The sequence below is a fragment of the Microbacterium sp. TPD7012 genome (assembly GCF_003075395.1).
In the GTDB taxonomy this organism is placed as follows: domain Bacteria; phylum Actinomycetota; class Actinomycetes; order Actinomycetales; family Microbacteriaceae; genus Microbacterium.
In genome coordinates, this window is sequence record NZ_QDFV01000001.1 from 130,522 (window position 1) to 149,979 (window position 19,458).

Genomic DNA, 19,458 nt, shown 5'->3' on the forward strand with positions numbered 1-19,458 from the left:
AGCATGTCAGAGTCCGTCCAGCGCCGCGCCAGCCTCGAAGTGCTGCGTGCGGAAGCGGCGGACGAGCTCGCGGTCCTCATCCAGGAGCGTCTGCTCGGCGGCGAGGACCCGTGGGACTTCATGGAGGAGCTCCCGAGCGTCGACGAGCTCGTCGTCTACCTCCTGCGGGCCGATAACATCACCGCGAACGACGGCGTGCGGCCGAACGCGGCCCGGCACTATCGGGTGCTGCGCCAGATCGCCCTGGAATACCCCGAGCTGACCCCCGCCGTCTGGGGACTCCTCGACGAGAAGCAGCGTCACCGCCGGTGGGACCCGACGGTCGCCGACGCGTCCTGACATGCCTCGGATGCTGGTCTCGTACGATCCGTCCTGGCCGGCTCGCTTCGAGGAGATCGCCGCAGAGCTGCGCGCGCACGGCGAACCGAGCTGGCTGATCGAGCACATCGGATCGACGGCGGTTCCCGGCATGCGAGCCAAGCCGATCATCGACCTCGCCGTGCGGATCGAGGGTGCCGAGGACTTCGAACGACACCGACCGGCCCTCGAGGAGATCGGCTGGCGCCGCGGCAGCAGCGTGCAGAGCCATCCGGTGATGGTGTTCGAGGAGGACGGCATCCGCACCCGCATCGCGCACTTCTTCCCCGCATCCGACTGGGACACCGTGAACCAGCGCATCCTGCGCGACTGGCTCCTGGCTCACCCCGCGGATGCCGACCGCTACACGCACGCGAAGTGCGACGCCGTGGCCGCTGCCGCCCGCGGCACCTCCACGTACAACGCCGCCAAGGCCCCCGTCATCCAGGACCTCGTCGACCGTGCCCGTGCCGCCCGCGGCCTGCCCTCGGTCCCCGTCGCCGACAGGTAGCCGCGTCGCAGCATCCGCCTGCCCCGATCCGCGGACAGCGTCCCGATCCGCGGATGCTTTCGCGCAAAGCGCCCGCAGATCGGGACACCGTCCGCAGATCGTCGCCCCGCCACGACCTCTGTATGGCGCATCCCAGACGGCTGCGCCCGGAATCACGAGAACCCACTTCAATGCGGGGAGACGTTTCGTCTCGCTTCGCTCGCTCAACGACCGAGAGCCGGGCGCAGAAAAGGCCGCCACCTCCGGAGAGGTGACGGCCCTGCTGGGTCTCAGTGGATCAGCCGATGAATGCGGCGAGGTCCTTCTCGAGCGCGAACTTGGGCTTGGCGCCGATGATGGTCGTCTTGACCTCACCGCCGTCGAACACCTTCATCGCCGGGATGGACGTGATCTGGTACTTCATCGCGAGCTCGGGGTTCTCGTCGACGTTGAGCTTGAGGATGGTGATCTTGTCGGGGTTCTCGGACTGGATCTCGTCCAGCACCGGGGCCACCATGCGACAGGGACCGCACCACTCGGCCCAGAAGTCCACCAGCACGGGACCGTCGGCCTGCAGAACGTCCTGCTCCCAGGTCGCCTGGCTCGTAGCCTTTGCACTCATCAGAGTCTCTCCTTGATTCGAGGTTCGCCTGCTACAACAGCAGACGAGGTGAAACTGTTCCCGCGCGCCTAGGCGGTGAGGATCTCGGCGGCCTCCGCGGCCGGGAACTCGACCGAGGCGTCGTCAAAATCCGCGAGGAAGTGCTCCGCATCGAGGGCCGCGACCGTTCCGGAGCCGGCAGCCGTGATGGCCTGGCGGTAGGTCGGGTCGATGACGTCACCCGCGGCGAACACCCCGGGCACCGACGTGACCGACGAGCGGCCGTCGACCCAGATGGTGCCCTCGGCGGTCAGCTTCAGCTTGTCGTGCACGAGGTGCGTGCGCGGGTCGTTGCCGATCGCGATGAACAGGCCGTCGAGCGGGAGATCGCTCAGCGTGCCGTCGACGGTGTTGCGCAGCTGCACACCGGTGACGGAGTCGCCGCCGAGGACTTCGGCGACCTCGCTGTTCCACACGAACTCGATCTTCTCGTTCGCGAACGCGCGCTCCTGCATGATCTTCGAGGCACGCAGGGTGTCCTTGCGGTGGATCACGTAGACCTTGTCGGCGAAGCGCGTGAGGAAGGTCGCCTCTTCCATGGCGGAGTCGCCGCCGCCGACGACCGCGATCGTCTTCTGACGGAAGAAGAAGCCGTCGCAGGTGGCGCACCAGGAGACGCCGTAGCCGGAGAGGCGCTCCTCGCCCGCGATGTTCAGCTTGCGGTACGCCGAACCGGTCGCGTAGATCAGGGTCTGCGTCTCGTGCACCGCGCCGCTGCCGAGCGTGACCGTCTTGACGGGGCCGTCGAGGGCGAGCTCGGTGACGTCGTCGTAGAGCACCTCGGTGCCGAACTTCTCGGCCTGCTCCTGGAACTTGGCCATGAGCTCAGGCCCCTGGATGCCCTCGGGGAAGCCCGGGTAGTTCTCGACCTCGGTGGTGTTCATCAGCTCGCCGCCGACCTCGACGGAGCTCGCGATGAGCAGCGGCTTGAGGTTCGCGCGTGCAGCGTAGATGGCGGCCGTGAATCCGGCGGGGCCGGAACCGATGATGATGACCTGACGCATGTGCTCTCCGTCTGAGAAATTGCGGTGGCGTCGAAAGACGTCCCGAGTGATTCAACCCATGGTAACCGCGCGGCATTCCCTGCGCTGAGTGCCCGGCGGGAGTCAGCGACCGGGGAGGAACCGGCGCACCAGAGTACCGGCGACCTTGAGCTCGGGCGCGCGCAGCAGGGCGAGGATCGCGAGGTAGACGACGAGCACCACGAGCCCGATCACCGCGGTGCCGAGAGCGCCGGGGATCTTGTCGGCGACGGTCCAGCCGGCGCTTCCGCCGAACAGCACGAAGACGCCCCAGCCGGCGAGTCCCGCGGGGATCGCGGCGACCGCGAAGCGGCCGAGCGTGGCCAGCCAGGACCGCACACCGAGGCTGCCGATCTTGCGGTGCAGCAGCCAGGTGGCGACGATCGTCTGCACGGTGCTGGAGACGGACTGTCCGAGTGCGACGGCGGCCGCCAGACCCGTGATCGGGATGATGTCGGCCTGGAGCAGTCCCCACGCGATCAGGGCTGTGGCGACGATGAGGCAGCACTGGAAGATCGTGAACCAGAACGGCGTGCGCGTGTCGTCGTAGGCGTAGAACGTCCGCTGGACGATGAAGAGGATCGTGAGGGGGATCAGGCTCACGAGATAGCAGATCAGCACCAGGGCTGCCGCTTCGGCATCCGCGGGGGAGCTCGTGAAGACCCGGGACGCGGGGATCGCGGCCGCGGCGACGGCGGCGACGGCCGCGACGATGAAGAACAGCAGGGTGCGGATGCTGCGCGAGATGTCCTCGCGGACCTCGACGTGACGCCCGGCTGCTGCGTGCTCGCTGATCTGGGTGAAGTACGGCGTCCCGATCGACAGCACGATCACCGAGTACGGGAGCATGAAGATGAGCCAGGCGTTGGCGGTCACGGTCGCCGAGGCGCCGGTTCCCGAGGCCGCACTCACGATGTTGCCCTGCAGCACACCGGCGGCGAGGCTCGCGAAGGCCATCAGGAACGTCCAGCCCGCCAGCTTGCCGACGGCCCCGAGTCCGACGCCCCGCCAGCGGAAGTCGGGCTTGAGCGCGAGCCCGGTGCGCCGCCAGAACACCAGGAGCACGACCGCCTGCAGCGCGATGCCCAGGGTCGCCGTGGCGCCGAGGGTGGTGATCATCGCCGGCGTCCACTCCGCGGCCTTCGTCGGCACCGGGGCGAAGAGCGCGCCGAGAAGCAGGAAGCCGACGATCGAGACGATGTTGTTCACGACGGGCGCCCAGGTGAAGGGCCCGAAGATCCGGCGGGCGTTGAGCGCCTCTCCGAGCAGGGCGTAGAGCCCGTAGAAGAGGATCTGCGGCAGGCACCAGTACGCGAGGGCCGTCGCGAGCGCCTGAGCTTCGGGAGGCGCCTGGCCGGCGACCAGCACGACGAGCCAGGGCGCGGCGATGGTCGCGATCAACGTGGTGACGACGAGCACGACGGTGCCGAGAGTGAAGAGCTTGGAGATGAAGGCGTTTCCGCCGTCGGCATCCGCCGTCGCCTTCACGATCTGCGGGACGATCACGGCCGTGAGCACACCGACGGAGATCAGGCCGAAGACGCTGTTCGGCAGGGTGTTGGCGAACGTGAACGCGTCGGCGGCCTCCGAGCCGACGGCCCCGAGCACTCCGACGAGCACGATGCTCCGCAGGAGTCCCGTGACGCGCGACACCAGGGTGCCGGCGCCGATGACGGCGCTCGCGCGCCCGAGGCTACTCACCACGTCCGTCCTTCGGCTCTGCTGCTTCCAGCGCTGCGGCATCCGCTGCTGCCTCCTCGGCCGCCTCGCGGCGCTTGCGACGCACGGTGCGGATCACGCCGAGGCCGATCAGCAGCACGGCGAGTCCGCCGAAGATGCCGAGACCGATGCCTTCCCATTCCGCGCGTACCGCGACGCGCACGGTCTGGTCGCCCTGGATCTGCACACCTGTGGGGCTGACGAGGCCCAGGCGCAGGTCGACCTCGCCGCTGCCGACGCGGGCCGAGACGGGAACCTTGACGCGTGCGGTGTTGTTCGCCTGCACGACCGTCTCGACGAGCGGCTTCACCTCGAGGCGAGGATCGCTGGGCGAGGCGGTCAGCTGCACCGTCACCGGCCAGGGCAGATCGTTGCGTACGCGGATCGGCAGGTCGGCGTTGGCCGAGAGCAGCTGGATGGTGCTCGACGGCGGGATGTTCACCGCACCGAGCGTGGCGGTGGTCTGCGCCCGGTGCGCGGCGACGCTCGCAGCGAAGGCTTCCGCCGGTGTGCCGACCGCGAGCGTGCGCAGGATCCTGATCCGCTCCGGGCCGAGCAGCACCCGCGGGTCGGTGAGGATCGACGAGAAGGCGACGAGGGTCTGCTCGTCGGCGAGCAGGCTCATGACGTCCGCCGCCCCCGGAGTGCCCGTCTCGACGGAGAGCGCCGCGGCGGCCGCGGGGATGTCGCGCAGCGCGCCGAACTCGAAGCCGATCGAGTCCGCCGCCGAGATCACCTCGCGCAGTGCATCAGGCGTCCGGGTCTCGTCACGGTCCAGCCCGATGAGCAGCGGCGCCCCGGGAGCCCGAGCCTCGGCGAGGAACAGTCGCGCGGCGCCCTCGGCGAGAAGACGCTGGCGGGCGGCGGGGTCGGCCTCGGCTGCGGCATCCGAGAGGGCGGAGGACGCCGCCGCATCGGTGACGAGCAGATCCTGGCCCGCGGCTGTCGCGTGCGCCGCGCTCTGTCCGCCCACCGTGGCGGATGAGACGATCGTGGTCGTTCCCTCACCGAGGTAGGTCTGGAAGGCGGCGAGATCATCCGCTGTCACGTCGGCACGCGGCCACAGGATGCGGGGCAGCGCGCCGTCGACGGCCGCGAGCTCCTCGTCAGTCGGGACGACCGGGGCCTCGGTCGGAGCAGGCGTGGGCGCGGTCGTCTCATCGGCGGCGGTGGTCGGGGGTGTGGTGACACGCGCGACCGGGAAGTTCGCGGGATCGAGGAAAGGCGCGAGCGTCGTCGGCTGGAGCAGCTCGGAGAGCTGCGCCTGCGCCTGCACGGCGGCATCGGCGTCGCCGAACTGAAGGGCGAAACGCTGGTTCGGGAGGTCGTCGAGGCGCGCGAGCCACGCCGTCGCCTGCTCGGGCGCGGCGGTGCCGAGGGCACGGATCGCGGCGGGGATCGACGGGTCGATCGCGAGCACGGCCGTGGTTCCCGCGACGCCGTCGAGCTGCGCCGTCAAGGCACCCTCGGGCGCGGTGAGGGCCGCGAGCTCTTCGGAGGTGAGGAGTGATCCGCCGGCCGGTGTCGCCGTGATCGGCACGAGCACGCCGATCAGGGAGCTCTGCGTCGCGGTCACGACGAGAACGCTGGTCGCCGTCGCGTCCCTGGCCACGGTGTCGTCTGCGGCAGGACCGCCGGTGGTCGCACCGGTCAGCTCCGCCCGCAGCGGATAGATGCCGGGAGCGAGCTCACCGACCGCGCTCTCGGGCGCGAACACCGTCGTGGTGGCGGATTCGCCGGCGTCGATCGACGCGGTGCTGTCGGTGCCGAGCGCCGTGAAGTCTCCCGGTGCCTCTTCGTCGTCGAGCCAGTTCGTGACGGCCTCGTCGTCGGCCAGCGGAGTGCTTCCGATCTCGACCTGGACGCGCCCGGTGCTCAGCTCCGAATCGGTCCTGTTCCGCACGGTGATGGTCGCGGAGGTCGATGAGCCGGGGGCGATCGTGCCGCGGAGACCGGCGGAGACGTGGAGCTCGATGCTCTGCTCGTCGTCGGGCGACGGCGTCTCGGCGGCGGATACGGCGCTCGGAACCGCGGATCCGCCGAGGGTCAGTGCGATCGCGAAGACGACGGTCCTGCGTGCGAGCCGCTGCAGGCGCGCACGGAAGCCGGTTTCGGGGGTGTTCACGGACATGAAGGTCTTCCTCGAACGCCCCGGGACGAGGGCTGCTCGTGAGTACTGACCTTGTGATTCTAGGAGGCCCGAGGAAGGAGAACCCTGAAGACGCGTAGAGTGACGGCCGTGTCCGACACCCCCGCACCCGTTCCCGAGCCGCTGCGCAGCGCCGACCTCGCCGCCGATCTCGATGCCGCCGACCTCCGTTCGGAGCCGTTGCGACGCCTGTGGGGGGAGGAGGCGGACGACGCTCTGGCGCGCGGAATGCGCGAGCCGATCCTGCGCGCGATCGCCGGTGACGCCGGTGTCCTCGCCACCCTCGGACGCCTGCTCGTGCTCGGGATGCCGCAGCCGAGGGCCGCTGTCGGTGCCGCCCTGCCGCGCCTGGGTGTCGACGGGCTCATCGCCCTCGGCCTCGCGACGGCGGATGCCGAGACCGTGACGCCCACCGCCCTGCTGCGCCCGCAGTCATTCGTCGACGCCGACGGTGTCGGGGAGTGGTGGATCGCCAGCGATCTCGACGAGGTGGCGCTCGACGGCGCGCTGCCCGCGGACCACGTGCTCGGCGTCGGCGGGGCCTCGCGCACGCTCGCCGAGACGATCGTGCCGATCGAGGTCGATCGCGCCCTGGACCTCGGCACCGGGTGCGGCATCCAGGCGCTCCTCGTGGCCCGTCGCGCGCGGACCGTCGTCGCGACCGACGTCTCCGCACGCGCTCTCGCCTACGCCGAGCTCAATGCCCGGCTCAACGGGGTGGGCAACATCGAATTCCGCCTCGGGAGCATGTTCGACCCTGTCGAGGGAGAGGCGTTCGACCTGATCGTGTCGAACCCGCCCTTCGTGATCACGCCGCGCGGCGACGACGTGCCCGCCTACGAGTACCGCGACGGGGGACTGGTCGGCGATGCGCTGGTCGAGCAGTTCGTGCGGACGGCCCCGGCGTTCCTCACCGTCGGCGGCATCGCGCAGCTGCTCGGCAACTGGGAGTCCCGCGCGGGCGTCGCGGGGCTGGCGCGTCTCGACGCCTGGGTGCCGGCCGAGCTCGACCTCTGGGTGATCGAGAGGGAGCAGCTCTCGCCTCTCGGATACGCCGAGCTGTGGATCCGCGACGGAGGGACGACGCCGCGGGATCCCGAGTTCACCCCGCTGCTCTCCGCCTGGCTCGACGACTTCGCGGCGCGTGGGGTCACCTCGATCGGCTTCGGCTACGTGCTGATCCGACGCCCCTCGACGGGCCCTTCGACAGGCTCAGGGACCCAGTACGCGCCGATCCGTCGTGTGGAGAAGGTGTCGCAGCCGGTGTCGAACGTCGGCGCCGCGCTCGCCACCGGACTCGCCGCCCACGATCTTCTCGCCGAGGGGATGCCGGCGACGCTCGTGACGGCAGCCGACGTCACCGAGGCGAGGCATCTGCTGCCGGGCAACGATGATCCGAGCGTCATCGAGCTGCGACAGGGCAGCGGATTCGCCCGCACGGTGAACGTCGATCCGGCGCTCGCCGCGTTCGTCGGCGCCTGCGACGGCGAGCTGACCGTCGGGCAGATCGTCGCCGCGCTCTCCGACCTCTTCGAGGTTCCCCTGGCCGATCTCTGGTCCGAGCTCGAGCCGCGCATCCGCGCGCTCGTCTTCGACGGCCTCCTGGTGCCGGGGGAATAGGGTCGGCATCCATGCGTTGGAATAGATCATGAAGGCTTTCGGATTCCTCTCCTTCGGGCACTATGCGGATGTGCCCGGCTCGGCGACCCGCACGGCGGGCGACATGCTGAAGCAGACGATCGAGATCGCCGAGGGCGCAGACGAGATCGGCGTCAACGGCGCCTCGGTGCGCGTGCATCACTGGGCGCGGCAGGCGGCGTCTCCGATGCCGCTGCTGTCGGCCATGGCGGCGCGCACGAAGCGCATCGAGGTCGGCACCGGCGTGATCGACATGCGCTACGAGAACCCGCTGCAGTTCGCCGAGGAGGCAGCCGCGCTCGACCTGATCGCCGACGGCCGGATCGCCCTCGGCGTGAGCCGTGGTTCACCCGAGACCGCGCTGCGCGGCTACGAGACCTTCGGCTACGTCGATGAGGAGGACCCGGAGCGCGGGAGCGTGCTGGCCCGCGAGAAGTTCGACATCTTCCTCCGCGCGATCGAGGGCGAGCGGATCGCCGCCGGAGACCCTCGCATGGTCGGAGAGGGACGGTACCTCGCGATCGAGCCGCAGTCGCCGACGCTCCGCGATCACATCTGGTGGGGGTCGGGTTCCCGTGCCACGGCCGAGGAGACCGGCCGGAAGGGCCTGAACATGATGAGCTCCACGCTCGTCACCGAGGCCACCGGCCAGCCGTTCCACGAGCTGCAGCGCGAGCAGATCGAGCTCTTCCGCGCCGCGTACAAGGAGGCCGGGCACACCGGTCAGCCGCGCGTCTCGGTCAGCCGCAGCGTCTTCCCGCTGATCTCCGACATGGACCGGGCCTACTTCGGCCTGCGCAGCGAGGAGAACGGCGACCAGATCGGCGTCATCGACGGGTTCCGCTCGACCTTCGGGAAGACGTACGCCGCGGAGCCCGACGTTCTCATCGAGCAGCTGAAGCGCGACGAGGCCGTCATGAGTGCCGACACCCTGCTGCTGACGATCCCGAATCAGCTCGGACCGGCTTACAACCTCCACGTGCTCGAGTCGTTCGCGACGCATGTGGCTCCGGCGCTGGGGTGGAAGCCCAACACCGAGGGACCCGTCCAGGGCGACGCGGTCTAGCTCGTTGAAAGAGCGGATGCTGCAGCATCCGCTCTCCCGGAATACCGGTATGTGGTTATGGCTCGCAGCGAGGCGATTCCGAGCGACGCTCCATCTCGACGTTACGTTCCCCGGGTCGTACCGGCTCCTCGGTACGCCAAGAGTCAGGGAGACGAACAATGCAAATACTCACCACGACCGCGTTGTCCACCGCAGTTGCACTCGTGCTGACAACAACGATGCCGACTGCTGGTGTGAATGCCGCACCCGACACCGACTCCGACATTCAGAAGGCGCTCGAATCGCGGCCCGAGGTGTTCATGGACACCTCATCGATTCCGGAGGGGCAGGTCGATGTCTCTCGCGGTGTCATCACGGCGCCCGCAGCCGGACACGCTGAGCTCGAACTCTCGTTTCCTCTCAAGGATCTCGAGCAGGTCGGGGTCTCCGCCCAGTCCGAGAATGAGGACTTCGCCGTTGCGGTGATGGACGAGGGGGACGGAGCGTTCCGCGCTCTCTTCCACATTCCTGACGCGAGCTCTCCGACCGAGTACCGCTTCGAGATCGATGACGACTTCGAACTGGTCCCTTTGGAAGATGGGGGGATCACGGTGCGAACCGCGGATGGTGAACTTGCGGGTGTGATCTCTGCCCCTTGGGCCTCCGATGCCAACGGTGCACCCGTGAGAACCGACTATGTGATCGAAGGAAGTGCGAACCGAATCCGAGTCATCGTCGACAACAAGACGGGCAACATCATCACCGTGACGAAGGGCTGACATGAAGATCACGTATGACGCGGAAGCGGATGCCGCCTATATCTCGATCGTCGAGAGGATCGGCGCGGGCGATGCGGTTCAGCAGGTCTCCTTCATCGATACTCCGAACGGTGAATCGCAGCTGAACCTCGACTTCGATGCCGCGGGGCGGCTTCTCGGGGTGGAGGTTCTCGTGGCCTCGAAAGCGCTTGCGAGCGAGGTTCTCGCTTCCGCCGCAGCACCGGGCGACGTCGAGTAGGGAAGGGCGGATGCCGCGGCATCCGCCCGAAGGTCTCTTCACGGGATTCCGGTATATCGGTACGCTGGCCGCATGCGTGTGCGTCGAAGTGGAGTCCTCGCCGGAGCGATCGTACTGGTGGCGGTGCTGGTCGGGGCCATTCCCGCCGCGGCGGCGACGACCAGTGCCTGGGCGACCTGGCAGCCGCTCGCCGGCGGCGCCGGGGCGTATACGACGACCGTGCAGATCGCCGCCCAGCCCGCGCTCACGGCCACCATGACGAGCGACTCCCGCGGGGGCGGTCCCGGCGTGATCTCGGGAGCATCCACCTGGCTGTCCGAAGGCACGCCCATCGGCGCGAAGTACGGATCGAGTCGCGACCAGGCGTACCTGAACCTGCGGCCGAAGGCCGACAACGCGGCGAGCCCGTCGACCACGACGTATTCGTTCGCGACGCCGACGCCCTCCTCCGGATGGGCGTTCGCGCTCGGCGACATCGACGCGGACTCCGTGCGCATCCAGGCCATCGGGCCAGACGGACAGGCGCTCGACGCCACCGAGCTCGGCTTCCAGGGCGGCTTCAACTACTGCGCACCCGGGGTCGTCGGGAAGCCCTCGTGCACCGGCGCGGCCGATGACATCCCGAGCTGGGACCCCGCGACCCTCACCCTCACCGGGAACGCGGCCGCCGCCGACACCAGCGGCTCTGCGGCGTGGTTCGAGCCGGCCGCGCCGATCACCTCCCTCACCTTCTTCTTCACCCGTCGCGCGGGCTTCCCCGTCTACCAGACGTGGTTCGCGTCACAGGCCAGAGACATCACCGGCTCGGTCGTGGACGTGGTGGACGGACCCCTCGCGGGCGTGGGCCTCACGCTGATCGACGGCACGGGCGCCGTGGTCGGCACGACGACGACCGCGGCTGACGGCACATACGCGTTCCCGGGCTTCATCGCGACCGACGGGTACCTCGTGCGCGTCGCGCCTCCGGCCGGAAAGATCTCGACGGGACCCGTGACGGTGGCCGCGGATCTGACGACCACTGACGCCGTCGCGGACTTCACCGTGCGCGACATCGTCCCGGTCGCGGTCTCCGGGCAGGTGACCGATGCCGGCGGCGGGCCGGTCGCCGGCGTCACCGTGACGATCGACGGGCAGACCACCACGACGGATGCGGACGGGCGCTACCTGTTCGATTCGATCCCGGTCGGCACGCACACCGCGACCATCACCCCGCCCGACGGGTACACGCTCGTCACGTCACCCCCCGCCTTCACGATCCCGCCCGGGAGCGAGGATCCGATCGAGAACGTCGACTTCCAGGTCGCCGAGAACCCCAGCCTCAGCGGAGCGGTCTCGTCGAACGGCACCGGCGTCGCGGGCGTGACGGTCACGGCGACCGGCCCCGGCGGCACGGTCCTCACGACCGTGACCGACGGCAGCGGCGGCTACGCCTTCCCGCGTCTTCCGGCGGGTGACTACGAGGTCACCATCACGACGCCCGGCGGGTACGTGGCGGTGACGCCGATCACGCGGAACGAGCAGATCGCGGGAGCCGACGTCGAGAACGTCGACTTCGAGCTCGCCCGCCTCGGCGCCGTCGACGGCACGGTGCGCACCGACGGCGGCGCGCCGGTACCCGGAGCGGTCATCCAGGTCACCGGTCCGGGTGTGCCCGCCCAGTTGATCACGGATGCCGACGGATCGTTCGGCCTCGGCGATCTCCCGCCCGGCACCTACACGTTCACCGTCGTGCCGCCCACGGGGACCACGGTCGTCGGTTCGGCGACCAGGACCGTCGTGATCACCGCCGCGGGCGAGGCCGTGGGGGAGCAGGACTTCGTCGTCGCGGCGATCGTCGTCACACCTCCGTCGCCTGATCCCGATCCGCCCGTCAGCGGCGGGAACGGTGGTGGAAAGCCGCTCCCGGCCACGGGCCTCGGCCCCGAGACGCTCGCCTGGGCGGCGGGAGGCGCGGCCGTGCTCGTCATCGGAGTCGCGCTGCTCGTCGTCTCGCGCCGTCGGTCGACCAGGGACTGAGCAGGATCGTCTTCAGCTGCCCTTCGGCGGCCCGAACAGCTCTTCGCCGTGCTCGTGGAGCAGCCGGTAGGCGTCGGCGAAGGTCTGCGGCTCGGGCTCACCTGGCTTGCCGTAGCGCGCGATGAGCAGACCGAGCAGGCCGCGCGCGGGCGGCGTGAGCGGCTTGGTCTGATCTGCCTCGTTCGGCTGCGGCGGCGTCTGCTCGGGGTTGGGCGGGGTATAGGCCGGGGTGGTGACCGGCCAGTCGGCGGGATGCCGCGGCTTGTCGAGGTTCACCACGTTCTGCAGGGTGTTGGCCGACTGATCACGGTCGTTCAGCGGCTTCAGCCCGTGCAGGCGGGAGAGCGTCGCCGTCACCGAGCCATGGTGCATCTCGTCGTGGATGATCGTGCCGCGCTTCGTGTAGGCCGACACGGCGATCGCCGGGACACGGCATCCGAGCCGGTCGAACGTGAAGCCCATCTCGCCGGCCTTCGTGTCTGCTGTCGGCTTCGTCGCGGCGGGCGGAGGCACGTGGTCGTAGCATCCGCCGTGCTCGTCGAAGGTGATGAGCAGCAGCGTGTTGACGGCGTTCGAACCGTCGGGAGAGGCGCTCGTGCGCACCGCCTCGTAGATGTCGTGGATCAGACGGTCGCCCGCACGCACGTCGGACACCGCGCTGTCGAAGATCTCCTCGCCGTCGACCGTGCTCTCGCGCACCGCGCCGAACGGCGGATGGAAGTCGTTGTGGTCGTAGACCATCCGCGGCTCGATGAACGCATAGGCGGGGAGCCTGCCGTCCTTCGCCTCGGCGTAGAAGTCCTCCATGGTGCCGAAGTGCTCGGTGCGCCAGTACTTCTCGAGCACGGCCGCATGCAGCATCCCGGTGAACGAGACGAGCTGGAGCTTGTCGAGATAGATCTTCCACGTCAGCTTCTTGTCTTCGAGCCGGTTGAAGACCGTCGGCGCGGCCGGGGCGTCGAGCCACTTCCGGTACCCGCCGTCGCCCTGGTTCGTGACGAAGCCGTGCGAGGTCGAGGCATGGAAGAACGACCTGTTGCAGAACGTCTGCGACGGCACTCCGGCGTACCAGTGGTCGAACACGGCGAACTCGGCGGCGAGCGTCGACAGCACGGGCAGCATCTCGGGCGAGAACGAGCCCATGATGTGCGCGGCCTCTTCCGGCCGCGGCTCGACCCCACGTCGGAGGCGCCGGAAGTTGATGATGTAGTCCTCGAGGAACCCCGACATCGTGGCCTTCTCGCCCTTGGTCGGAGCGTTGAACGGCGCGGTCATCTGGTCGACGAAGAGGTCGGCGTTCGTCTTCGGGTCGATCGTGCCGAAGATCTGCGTGTTGACGTGCGGGTACTCCTCGCCCGGGTCCGGGTCGGGAAGGCTCATGATCCTGTCGGTGTCGCCCTGGTGGATATGGGCGGCGACGACGGTCCCGTCGGAAGCGGTGTTGCTGTGGTCGCCGAAGGCGAGCCCTTCGAAGGTCTCGCCTGTGGGCAGATTCTCCTTCGAGTAGAGGTAGCCGAGCAGGTTGTCGAACGAGCGGTTCTCGCCCATCACCACCACGAGGTGGTCGAAGCCGGGTTCGCTGCGCGGGGTCAGAGCGGCGAACGGATCGGGGTCGGAGGCGAAGCCGTCGCGGTGGCCCCCGGCGATCGTCGCTCCGATGGCGGCGCCTCCGGCTCCGCCGACCACTGCTCCGGCCAGCGCGGCCCCGCCCATCTTGAGGAACCCTCGGCGGGAGGGAACGGGAGGAGAGTCGTCTTCGGTCACGAGGCCGATCCTACGACCGCGTCCGGTGACGTTTCACGGAGGAGGTGACGTTTCACGGAGGATTCTCCGTGAAAGGGTCCGCGATTCGTCACGGACTCCGCGAAACGTCGGGTCCGGAGACAGAGGGCGCCGCCGGAGCCGAAGCCCCGACGGCGCCCTGAGGACGGATGCTGCAGACTACTCGGCGCGCTGCCGGCGACGCCGCAGAGCGACGAGGCCGAGGCCCAGCGCGAGGAGCACCACCGCGGCGACCACGTACGGGGTGCTGTCGGCACCGGTCGTGGCGAGGCCGCCGGTCGATGCGCCGCCGTTCCCCGGAGTCACCGCGCCGCCGCCCGACGTCGCCGCCGTGACGGTGAGCGAGGTCGTGACCTCGGTGCCGTCGGCGAGGATCACCGCGAGGGTGTGCGCGCCGGCGGGGGTGGCCGTCGGGATCGTGACGGTGCGCGAGAACGCGCCGTCCGCGCCCGCGGTGACCGTGCCGAGGTCGACCGGGTCGGAGCGCAGCTCGAGCCGCAGCTCGGCATCCGCGTCGAATCCGGTACCCGAGACCGTGACGGTGCCGCCGGCCGCGACGGATGCCGCCCCGAGCTCGACCTCGGCGGGCTCCTCGGGCTCGGTGGTCGGGGGCGTGACCCCGGCCTCGGTGACCCACTTCTCACCGGCATCCGACTTCGTCACCGTGAAGGTGTCGTAGACGGCGCCGACGGGAAGATCGGTCGTGGCATTCGGCTGCTTCTCGGCCAGGTACGAGCGGTAGACGAGCTGGTCGTGCGAGACGTCGATCACCTGGTAGGTCGTGACACCCTGACCGCGCAGCACCTGGGTGGCGCCGTTGTTGGTCCAGACGTTCTTCTCGGGGGTCTCGAGCTCATAGTGCTTCGCACCCGAGTTCGAGACGACGTAGACCGGGCCGGTCGTGAGGCCCGGGGTCTCGGTCGCGTCGGTGTTCACGTAGCCGCGGGCGTAGGTGTGGTCGTGGCCCATGAGCACGAGGTCGATGTCGTTGCGCTGGAAGACCGGCACCCAGTCGGCGCGGAGCTTCGGCTCGTCGCGACCCTCGGATGCCGAGAACACCGGCTGGTGGAACGTGACGACGTTCCACTTCGACGGGCTGTTCTGCAGCAGCAGGTCGAGCCAGGCGCCCTGGAATCGGATCCACAGTTCCTCGCCCTTGTTGATCGGGCAGTCGTCACCCGTGCAGGACGGCAGAGCCGGCGGGGTCAGGAAGGTCGCGTCGCGCGTCGCGTTGAGCGTGATGAAGCGCACGTCCTGGTAGTCCGTGTAGTACGCGGTCTCAGCAGCGAACGCGCTCCAGTGCTCGAACAGCGAGCGGTACTGCGCCGCGACCTCGGTGTCGCCCTTGGCGAGGTCGGCCAGTTCGCCGATCGATTCCATCGACGGGTTGTTGTGCGGGTACTCGAACGCGGCCTTCCAGGCGGTGAGCAGCTTGTCGCCGGAGTACTCGTGGTTGCCCGGCGCCGCCATCACGTTGGTGTGAGTCGCCGAGTCCTCCATGCCCTTGAACCAGTTCAGCCACTCGTCCTCGTTGCTGGACTTGTTGATCAGGTCACCGGCGTGCACGGAGCCGATCGACCGGGGCGCGTTCGCCTCGGCCTGCTTCACGACGCTCGGCCAGGTGGTGTCGAGGCCGATCTGCGCGTCGCCGTAGTAGACGAACTGGAAGTCGGTCGCGTTCGGGTCGGCCGTCGTGAACTCGAACCAGTCGCTCCAGCTGCCCGGGAGTCCTACCCGGTAGCGGTAGGCGGTCGCCGCGGCGAGGTCGGTGACCGTGGCGGAGAAGTGGTGGTTCGGGTTGCCGTTGACGACGCCGACGTCGTAGGCCTCGATCGTGCGGGTGTCGCCACCGGCGGCCGGGGCAATCTCGACCTGGCCGATCGTGTGCGAGGCGTCACCCGCGAGCCAGGAGAAGGACTGCGAGATCTCGGGCTGCTCGGTCGGCGTCAGGATGACGCGGGTCGGCGGGGCGACCACCGGGGTACCCGGCTCGGATGCCTTCACCAGGGTGAGCGACGACATGTCGAAGTAGATGTCCGAGCTCGTCTCCCGGTCCTGGAACAGCGCGACCGCGATCGTGTTCGTGCCGTCCTGCAGCACGTCGCCCTCCGCCGTGATGGTGCTCGTCAGCGGGTCGCCGTTCGAGTCGCCGGCGTACTCGACGTTCGCGGTGTCGGTGATGCGGCCGTCGACGAAGCGGGCGACCTCTTCCCCGTTGATCCACACGACGAGCGCGTCATCGAACGTGACGGAGCTCGACAGCGACGCGACCTGCTCCGCGACGCCCGCCTCCAGCTCGAACGTGCTGCGGAAGAAGTAGGTGGGGACGGTCGGGGCGGTGCTGCCGTCGAGGTAGTGGTTCAGGAGCGTCTTCGGGGTGACGGGGCCGACCGCGGCGAGCTTGCCGTTCTTCGCGCCGAACGAACCGGGTGCGGTCTTCCAGGCGCTGTCGTCGAACCCGGGGAGCGTCCAGTCGCGCAGCGCCGCGGGTGCGGGGGACGGGTCCGAGCCGTCGTCGAGGTAGTGCCAGGCGGTGTCGCCGGTGATCAGCGATCCGGTCGGCACCTCGGGTGCGGCATCCGGTGCGGCGAAGGCCGCGGGGGCGACGACGGCGCCGCCGAGCAGGGCGAGGAGCGCGACGGACGTCAGTCCGCGACGCCGCCACCGCACCGCAGGGGTGGGGGAGGTCATGTCAGTCCTTTGTGGGGTGGGGGTTCGTGCTCAGCCGCACGGGGCCCCCTCAGCCCATCGAAGACGGATGACGCCCGGCTGACTTCGAGGCGACGGGAACATGAACAGAGCGGATGCCGCGGCATCCGGTGCCGTCTAGCTCGCCTCGACGAACCGCGCCTTGCTCGGACGCATCAGCCACGCGGCCGCCGCGAGTGTGAGCACCCAGCCGATCACCTCGATGAGCAGGTGATCCGTCGCGTTCGGGACGGACTGCAGCAGGTAGACCCGGATGCTGTTGATGGCGCCGTGCGTCAGAACTGCCGGCCAGACGCTCCCCGACCGCCAGCGCAGCGCGAGCAGCAGCGGCGCCCAGGGCAGCATGCCCGCGAAGTAGATGACGATGTCCCAGAACGGTCGATCGCCGATGACGGCGAGCACGGGCAGGTGCCAGACGATCCAGACCAGGCCACTGACGAGCGCCAAGGGCCAGAAGCCCCACGATGCGGCGCGCGTCACGAGCCACCCGCGCCAGCCGAACTCCTCGCCGATGGCGAAGATCGACTGCATGAGCAGTACCGGGACGACCCAGATGGTCGCGGCGGCGATCTGTTCGAGAGGGTTGAGCTGCCAGATCCCCGCCGTCAGGGCGATCGCGGTCTGGATCGCGGCGATCGCGGCGATGATGGCGATGCCGATCCCGATCCACCGGGCTGTGCCGCGCCAGCCCGTGGCGAAGGTCTGCCGGAACGTCCCGGGCCGTCGGACGAGCCACATGATGATCGCGGCGAGCAGGGGTGTGAGCTGCAGGAGCGGGGTGATCAGGTTGTTGACGTCTTCCGGGACCAACCGGAACACCATCGGCACGGACAGCGCGAAGCACAGTAGGACGGCGATCGCGAAGAACCACGTGACGTCGGCGGTGATCGAGCGGGAAGTTCTCGGGCGTGGGGAAGACGCAGTCATGATGACCTCGGTTCGTGTGGGGAACGGCCGCGGGCACCCCGCGCGTCTAGGACTCTAGGGAGAGGCGCCGGCCCGCCGGAACGCGGGAAACCAGCGGTTCGTTTCGGGGGATCCATAAATCCGCGCGGCCTCTCACGCTGCCCGGCGGGTCGGCGTGCTCGCTACCCTGGGCTCATGACCTACGCCGGTGACTCCTCGATCGATGCCCGCGTCCGTGAGGTCGTCGCGGACTTCGGGCGCCGCCAGACCCGTCTCTTCGTCACCTTCGCGCTCGTCGAGGGCGCTGTGCTCGCCGTCCTCGTCGCTGTGATCTACGGGTTCGGGCTGATCGATCCCGAGATCGGCATCTGGTACATCGTGGCGGTCGCACTGCTCGGCGGGTTCCTGTTGAGCATGTTCCTGGTGCGGTTGATGCAGGCCCGCACCCGGGCCATCGCGCAGGCCAAGGGCGAGAATCCGCTGTTCTGACCCGCCCCGGTACGCTGGAACCCATGCTCAACATGGCCGACGGCCTCCTCCGTCTCGGCGCGCTCGCCGAGGATCCGGTCGTCCGCACCCTCGCTGCGGCGTTCGCCGATGCCGGGTTCGATCTCGCGGTCGTCGGCGGACCGGTGCGCGATGCGCTGCTCGGTCGCGAGACGCACGACCTCGACTTCACCACGAACGCGTCGCCCGACGAGATCCTCAAGATCGTCAAGCCCATCGCGACGGCGCACTGGGACATCGGCCGTGCGTTCGGCACGATCGGCGCACGCGTGCAAGGCGAGCAGGTCGAGATCACGACCTACCGCGCCGACAGCTACGACGGCGTGACCCGCAAGCCCACCGTCGAGTTCGGAGACTCCATCGAGGGCGACCTCGTGCGCCGCGACTTCACGGTCAACGCGATGGCGCTGCAGGTCCCGTCCGTCAAGCTCGTGGATCCGACCGGCGGGGTCGAGGACCTCCTCGCCGGCATCCTGCGCACACCCGCCGATCCGCACGTCTCGTTCGGCGACGACCCGCTGCGGATGCTGCGCGCCGCGCGCTTCAGCGCTCAGCTCGGCTTCCGCGTCGACGACGACACCTTCGACGCGATCGCGCAGCTGCGGAAGACGATCGAGATCGTCAGCCCGGAGCGCATCCAGTCCGAGCTCGTGCGCCTCATGCAGACCGACGACCCGGTGCGCGGCATCCGCGTGCTGGTCGAGACCGACCTGATCGACGAGTTCCTGCCCGAGGTCAGTGCTCTGCGTCTCGAAGTCGACGAGCACCACCACCACAAGGACGTCTACGAGCATTCGCTCACCGTGCTCAAGCAGACGATCGAACTCGAGCACTCCCGGCATCCCGGTGCCGCACCCGACGTGCCCCTGCGCATCGCCGCCCTGCTGCACGACATCGGCAAGCCGCGCACCCGCAAGCTCGAAGACGGCGGCGTGGTGACGTTCCACCACCACGACATCGTCGGCTCGCGCATGGCGCGCAAGCGCCTGCAGGCACTGCGTTTCGACACCGAGACGACGGATGCCGTCGCCACCCTCATCGAGCTGCACCTGCGCTTCTTCGGCTACGCCGAGGGAACGTGGACGGATGCCGCGGTGCGCCGCTATGTGCGCGACGCCGGCGAGCGGCTCGAGCGGCTGCACATCCTCACCCGCGCCGACGTCACCACGCGCAACAAGCGCAAGGCCGGACGCCTCGCGAGCGCCTACGACGACATCGAGTCTCGGATCGCGGCGCTGCGCGAGCAGGAGGAGCTCGACTCCATCCGCCCCGAGCTCGACGGCAATCGCATCCAGAAGGTCCTGGGCATCAAGCCCGGCCGCGAGGTCGGCGAGGCCTATCGCTTCCTGCTCGATCTGCGGCTCGACGAGGGCGTGCTCGGAGCCGAGGTCGCGGAGCAGCGCTTGCGCGACTGGTGGGCCGCGCGCGCCTGACCTGCGC

At 69.3% G+C, this 19,458-nt stretch carries 16 protein-coding genes; 9 read left to right on the forward strand and 7 right to left on the reverse strand.

Features of this window, described 5'->3' with window-relative positions:
* Window positions 1-3: 3 nt before the first annotated feature.
* Window positions 4-339, forward strand: coding sequence for a tryptophan synthase subunit alpha (locus tag DC434_RS00635; protein WP_116633351.1), 336 nt, complete (start codon window positions 4-6; stop codon window positions 337-339).
* A 1-nt stretch (window position 340) separates the two neighbouring features.
* A complete protein-coding gene (locus DC434_RS00640; protein WP_116633352.1) occupies window positions 341-868 on the forward strand; it encodes a GrpB family protein in 528 nt (175 codons plus the stop codon).
* A gap of 277 nt (window positions 869-1,145) precedes the next feature.
* Here the strand turns inward: DC434_RS00640 and trxA are convergent, their stop codons facing one another.
* The 4 genes from trxA to DC434_RS00660 all read right to left on the reverse strand — a co-directional run bounded on the left by trxA (window position 1,146) and on the right by DC434_RS00660 (window position 6,380).
* Window positions 1,146-1,469: a thioredoxin gene (gene trxA, locus DC434_RS00645; RefSeq protein ID WP_116633353.1), complete on the reverse strand. Its 324-nt coding sequence runs from the start codon at window positions 1,467-1,469 to the stop codon at window positions 1,146-1,148.
* A gap of 68 nt (window positions 1,470-1,537) precedes the next feature.
* On the reverse strand, window positions 1,538-2,512 hold the full coding sequence (trxB, locus tag DC434_RS00650) for a thioredoxin-disulfide reductase (protein WP_116633354.1): 975 nt from the start codon (window positions 2,510-2,512) through the stop codon (window positions 1,538-1,540).
* Between the two features lie 102 nt (window positions 2,513-2,614).
* Window positions 2,615-4,231, reverse strand: a complete 1,617-nt coding sequence (gene murJ, locus DC434_RS00655) for a murein biosynthesis integral membrane protein MurJ (protein WP_116633974.1) — start codon at window positions 4,229-4,231, stop codon at window positions 2,615-2,617.
* On the reverse strand, window positions 4,224-6,380 hold the full coding sequence (locus tag DC434_RS00660; RefSeq protein ID WP_116633355.1) for a DUF6049 family protein: 2,157 nt from the start codon (window positions 6,378-6,380) through the stop codon (window positions 4,224-4,226). Before DC434_RS00660 ends, murJ begins: the two co-directional genes overlap by 8 nt.
* Before the next feature lie 99 nt (window positions 6,381-6,479).
* Between DC434_RS00660 and DC434_RS00665 the strand changes: the two genes are divergently transcribed.
* The 5 genes from DC434_RS00665 (at window position 6,480) to DC434_RS00685 (ending at window position 12,114) form a co-directional block, all read left to right on the forward strand.
* Window positions 6,480-8,018 (forward strand): methyltransferase, encoded by a 1,539-nt coding sequence (locus tag DC434_RS00665; RefSeq protein ID WP_116633356.1) that lies wholly within the window; start codon window positions 6,480-6,482, stop codon window positions 8,016-8,018.
* Between the two features lie 28 nt (window positions 8,019-8,046).
* Window positions 8,047-9,102 carry an LLM class flavin-dependent oxidoreductase gene (locus DC434_RS00670; protein ID WP_116633357.1) on the forward strand — a complete coding sequence of 352 codons (1,056 nt, stop codon included), beginning with the start codon at window positions 8,047-8,049 and terminating at the stop codon, window positions 9,100-9,102.
* Window positions 9,103-9,260: 158 nt separating this feature from the next.
* Window positions 9,261-9,860 (forward strand): hypothetical protein, encoded by a 600-nt coding sequence (locus DC434_RS00675; protein ID WP_207769860.1) that lies wholly within the window; start codon window positions 9,261-9,263, stop codon window positions 9,858-9,860.
* Window position 9,861: 1 nt separating this feature from the next.
* Window positions 9,862-10,098, forward strand: a complete 237-nt coding sequence (locus DC434_RS00680) for a DUF2283 domain-containing protein (RefSeq protein ID WP_116633358.1) — start codon at window positions 9,862-9,864, stop codon at window positions 10,096-10,098.
* Between the two features lie 72 nt (window positions 10,099-10,170).
* On the forward strand, window positions 10,171-12,114 hold the full coding sequence (locus tag DC434_RS00685; RefSeq protein ID WP_116633359.1) for a carboxypeptidase regulatory-like domain-containing protein: 1,944 nt from the start codon (window positions 10,171-10,173) through the stop codon (window positions 12,112-12,114).
* Between the two features lie 12 nt (window positions 12,115-12,126).
* On the opposite strand, the gene DC434_RS00690 is transcribed toward DC434_RS00685, so the two are convergent.
* The 3 genes from DC434_RS00690 to DC434_RS00700 all read right to left on the reverse strand — a co-directional run bounded on the left by DC434_RS00690 (window position 12,127) and on the right by DC434_RS00700 (window position 17,532).
* Complete coding sequence (locus DC434_RS00690) at window positions 12,127-13,878, reverse strand: alkaline phosphatase family protein (RefSeq protein ID WP_243408739.1); 1,752 nt, start codon at window positions 13,876-13,878, stop codon at window positions 12,127-12,129.
* A gap of 177 nt (window positions 13,879-14,055) precedes the next feature.
* Window positions 14,056-16,587, reverse strand: a complete 2,532-nt coding sequence (locus tag DC434_RS00695; protein ID WP_116633360.1) for a metallophosphoesterase family protein — start codon at window positions 16,585-16,587, stop codon at window positions 14,056-14,058.
* A gap of 135 nt (window positions 16,588-16,722) precedes the next feature.
* Entirely contained in the window at window positions 16,723-17,532 is an 810-nt protein-coding gene (locus DC434_RS00700; RefSeq protein WP_116633361.1) for a CPBP family intramembrane glutamic endopeptidase, read from the reverse strand.
* A gap of 174 nt (window positions 17,533-17,706) precedes the next feature.
* Here DC434_RS00700 and DC434_RS00705 point away from each other — a divergent pair, with 174 nt between their 5' ends.
* Together DC434_RS00705 and DC434_RS00710 are read left to right on the forward strand one after the other, a co-directional pair.
* A complete protein-coding gene (locus tag DC434_RS00705) occupies window positions 17,707-18,000 on the forward strand; it encodes a hypothetical protein (RefSeq protein WP_116633362.1) in 294 nt (97 codons plus the stop codon).
* 23 nt (window positions 18,001-18,023) lie between these two features.
* Window positions 18,024-19,451: a CCA tRNA nucleotidyltransferase gene (locus tag DC434_RS00710; protein WP_116633363.1), complete on the forward strand. Its 1,428-nt coding sequence runs from the start codon at window positions 18,024-18,026 to the stop codon at window positions 19,449-19,451.
* Window positions 19,452-19,458: the final 7 nt, after the last annotated feature.

What these genes read in the sequence shown, in the direction of transcription:
- DC434_RS00635 (WP_116633351.1), top strand. Translation starts at nt 4, where the DNA reads ATGTCAGAGTCCGTCCAGCGCCGCGCCAGCCTCGAAGTGCTGCGTGCG.
- DC434_RS00640 (WP_116633352.1), top strand. Translation starts at nt 341, where the DNA reads ATGCCTCGGATGCTGGTCTCGTACGATCCGTCCTGGCCGGCTCGCTTC.
- trxA (WP_116633353.1), bottom strand. Translation starts at nt 1,469, where the DNA reads ATGAGTGCAAAGGCTACGAGCCAGGCGACCTGGGAGCAGGACGTTCTG.
- trxB (WP_116633354.1), bottom strand. Translation starts at nt 2,512, where the DNA reads ATGCGTCAGGTCATCATCATCGGTTCCGGCCCCGCCGGATTCACGGCC.
- DC434_RS00660 (WP_116633355.1), bottom strand. Translation starts at nt 6,380, where the DNA reads ATGTCCGTGAACACCCCCGAAACCGGCTTCCGTGCGCGCCTGCAGCGG.
- DC434_RS00670 (WP_116633357.1), top strand. Translation starts at nt 8,047, where the DNA reads ATGAAGGCTTTCGGATTCCTCTCCTTCGGGCACTATGCGGATGTGCCC.
- DC434_RS00675 (WP_207769860.1), top strand. Translation starts at nt 9,261, where the DNA reads ATGCAAATACTCACCACGACCGCGTTGTCCACCGCAGTTGCACTCGTG.
- DC434_RS00680 (WP_116633358.1), top strand. Translation starts at nt 9,862, where the DNA reads ATGAAGATCACGTATGACGCGGAAGCGGATGCCGCCTATATCTCGATC.
- DC434_RS00685 (WP_116633359.1), top strand. Translation starts at nt 10,171, where the DNA reads ATGCGTGTGCGTCGAAGTGGAGTCCTCGCCGGAGCGATCGTACTGGTG.
- DC434_RS00695 (WP_116633360.1), bottom strand. Translation starts at nt 16,587, where the DNA reads ATGACCTCCCCCACCCCTGCGGTGCGGTGGCGGCGTCGCGGACTGACG.
- DC434_RS00700 (WP_116633361.1), bottom strand. Translation starts at nt 17,532, where the DNA reads ATGACTGCGTCTTCCCCACGCCCGAGAACTTCCCGCTCGATCACCGCC.
- DC434_RS00705 (WP_116633362.1), top strand. Translation starts at nt 17,707, where the DNA reads ATGACCTACGCCGGTGACTCCTCGATCGATGCCCGCGTCCGTGAGGTC.
- DC434_RS00710 (WP_116633363.1), top strand. Translation starts at nt 18,024, where the DNA reads ATGCTCAACATGGCCGACGGCCTCCTCCGTCTCGGCGCGCTCGCCGAG.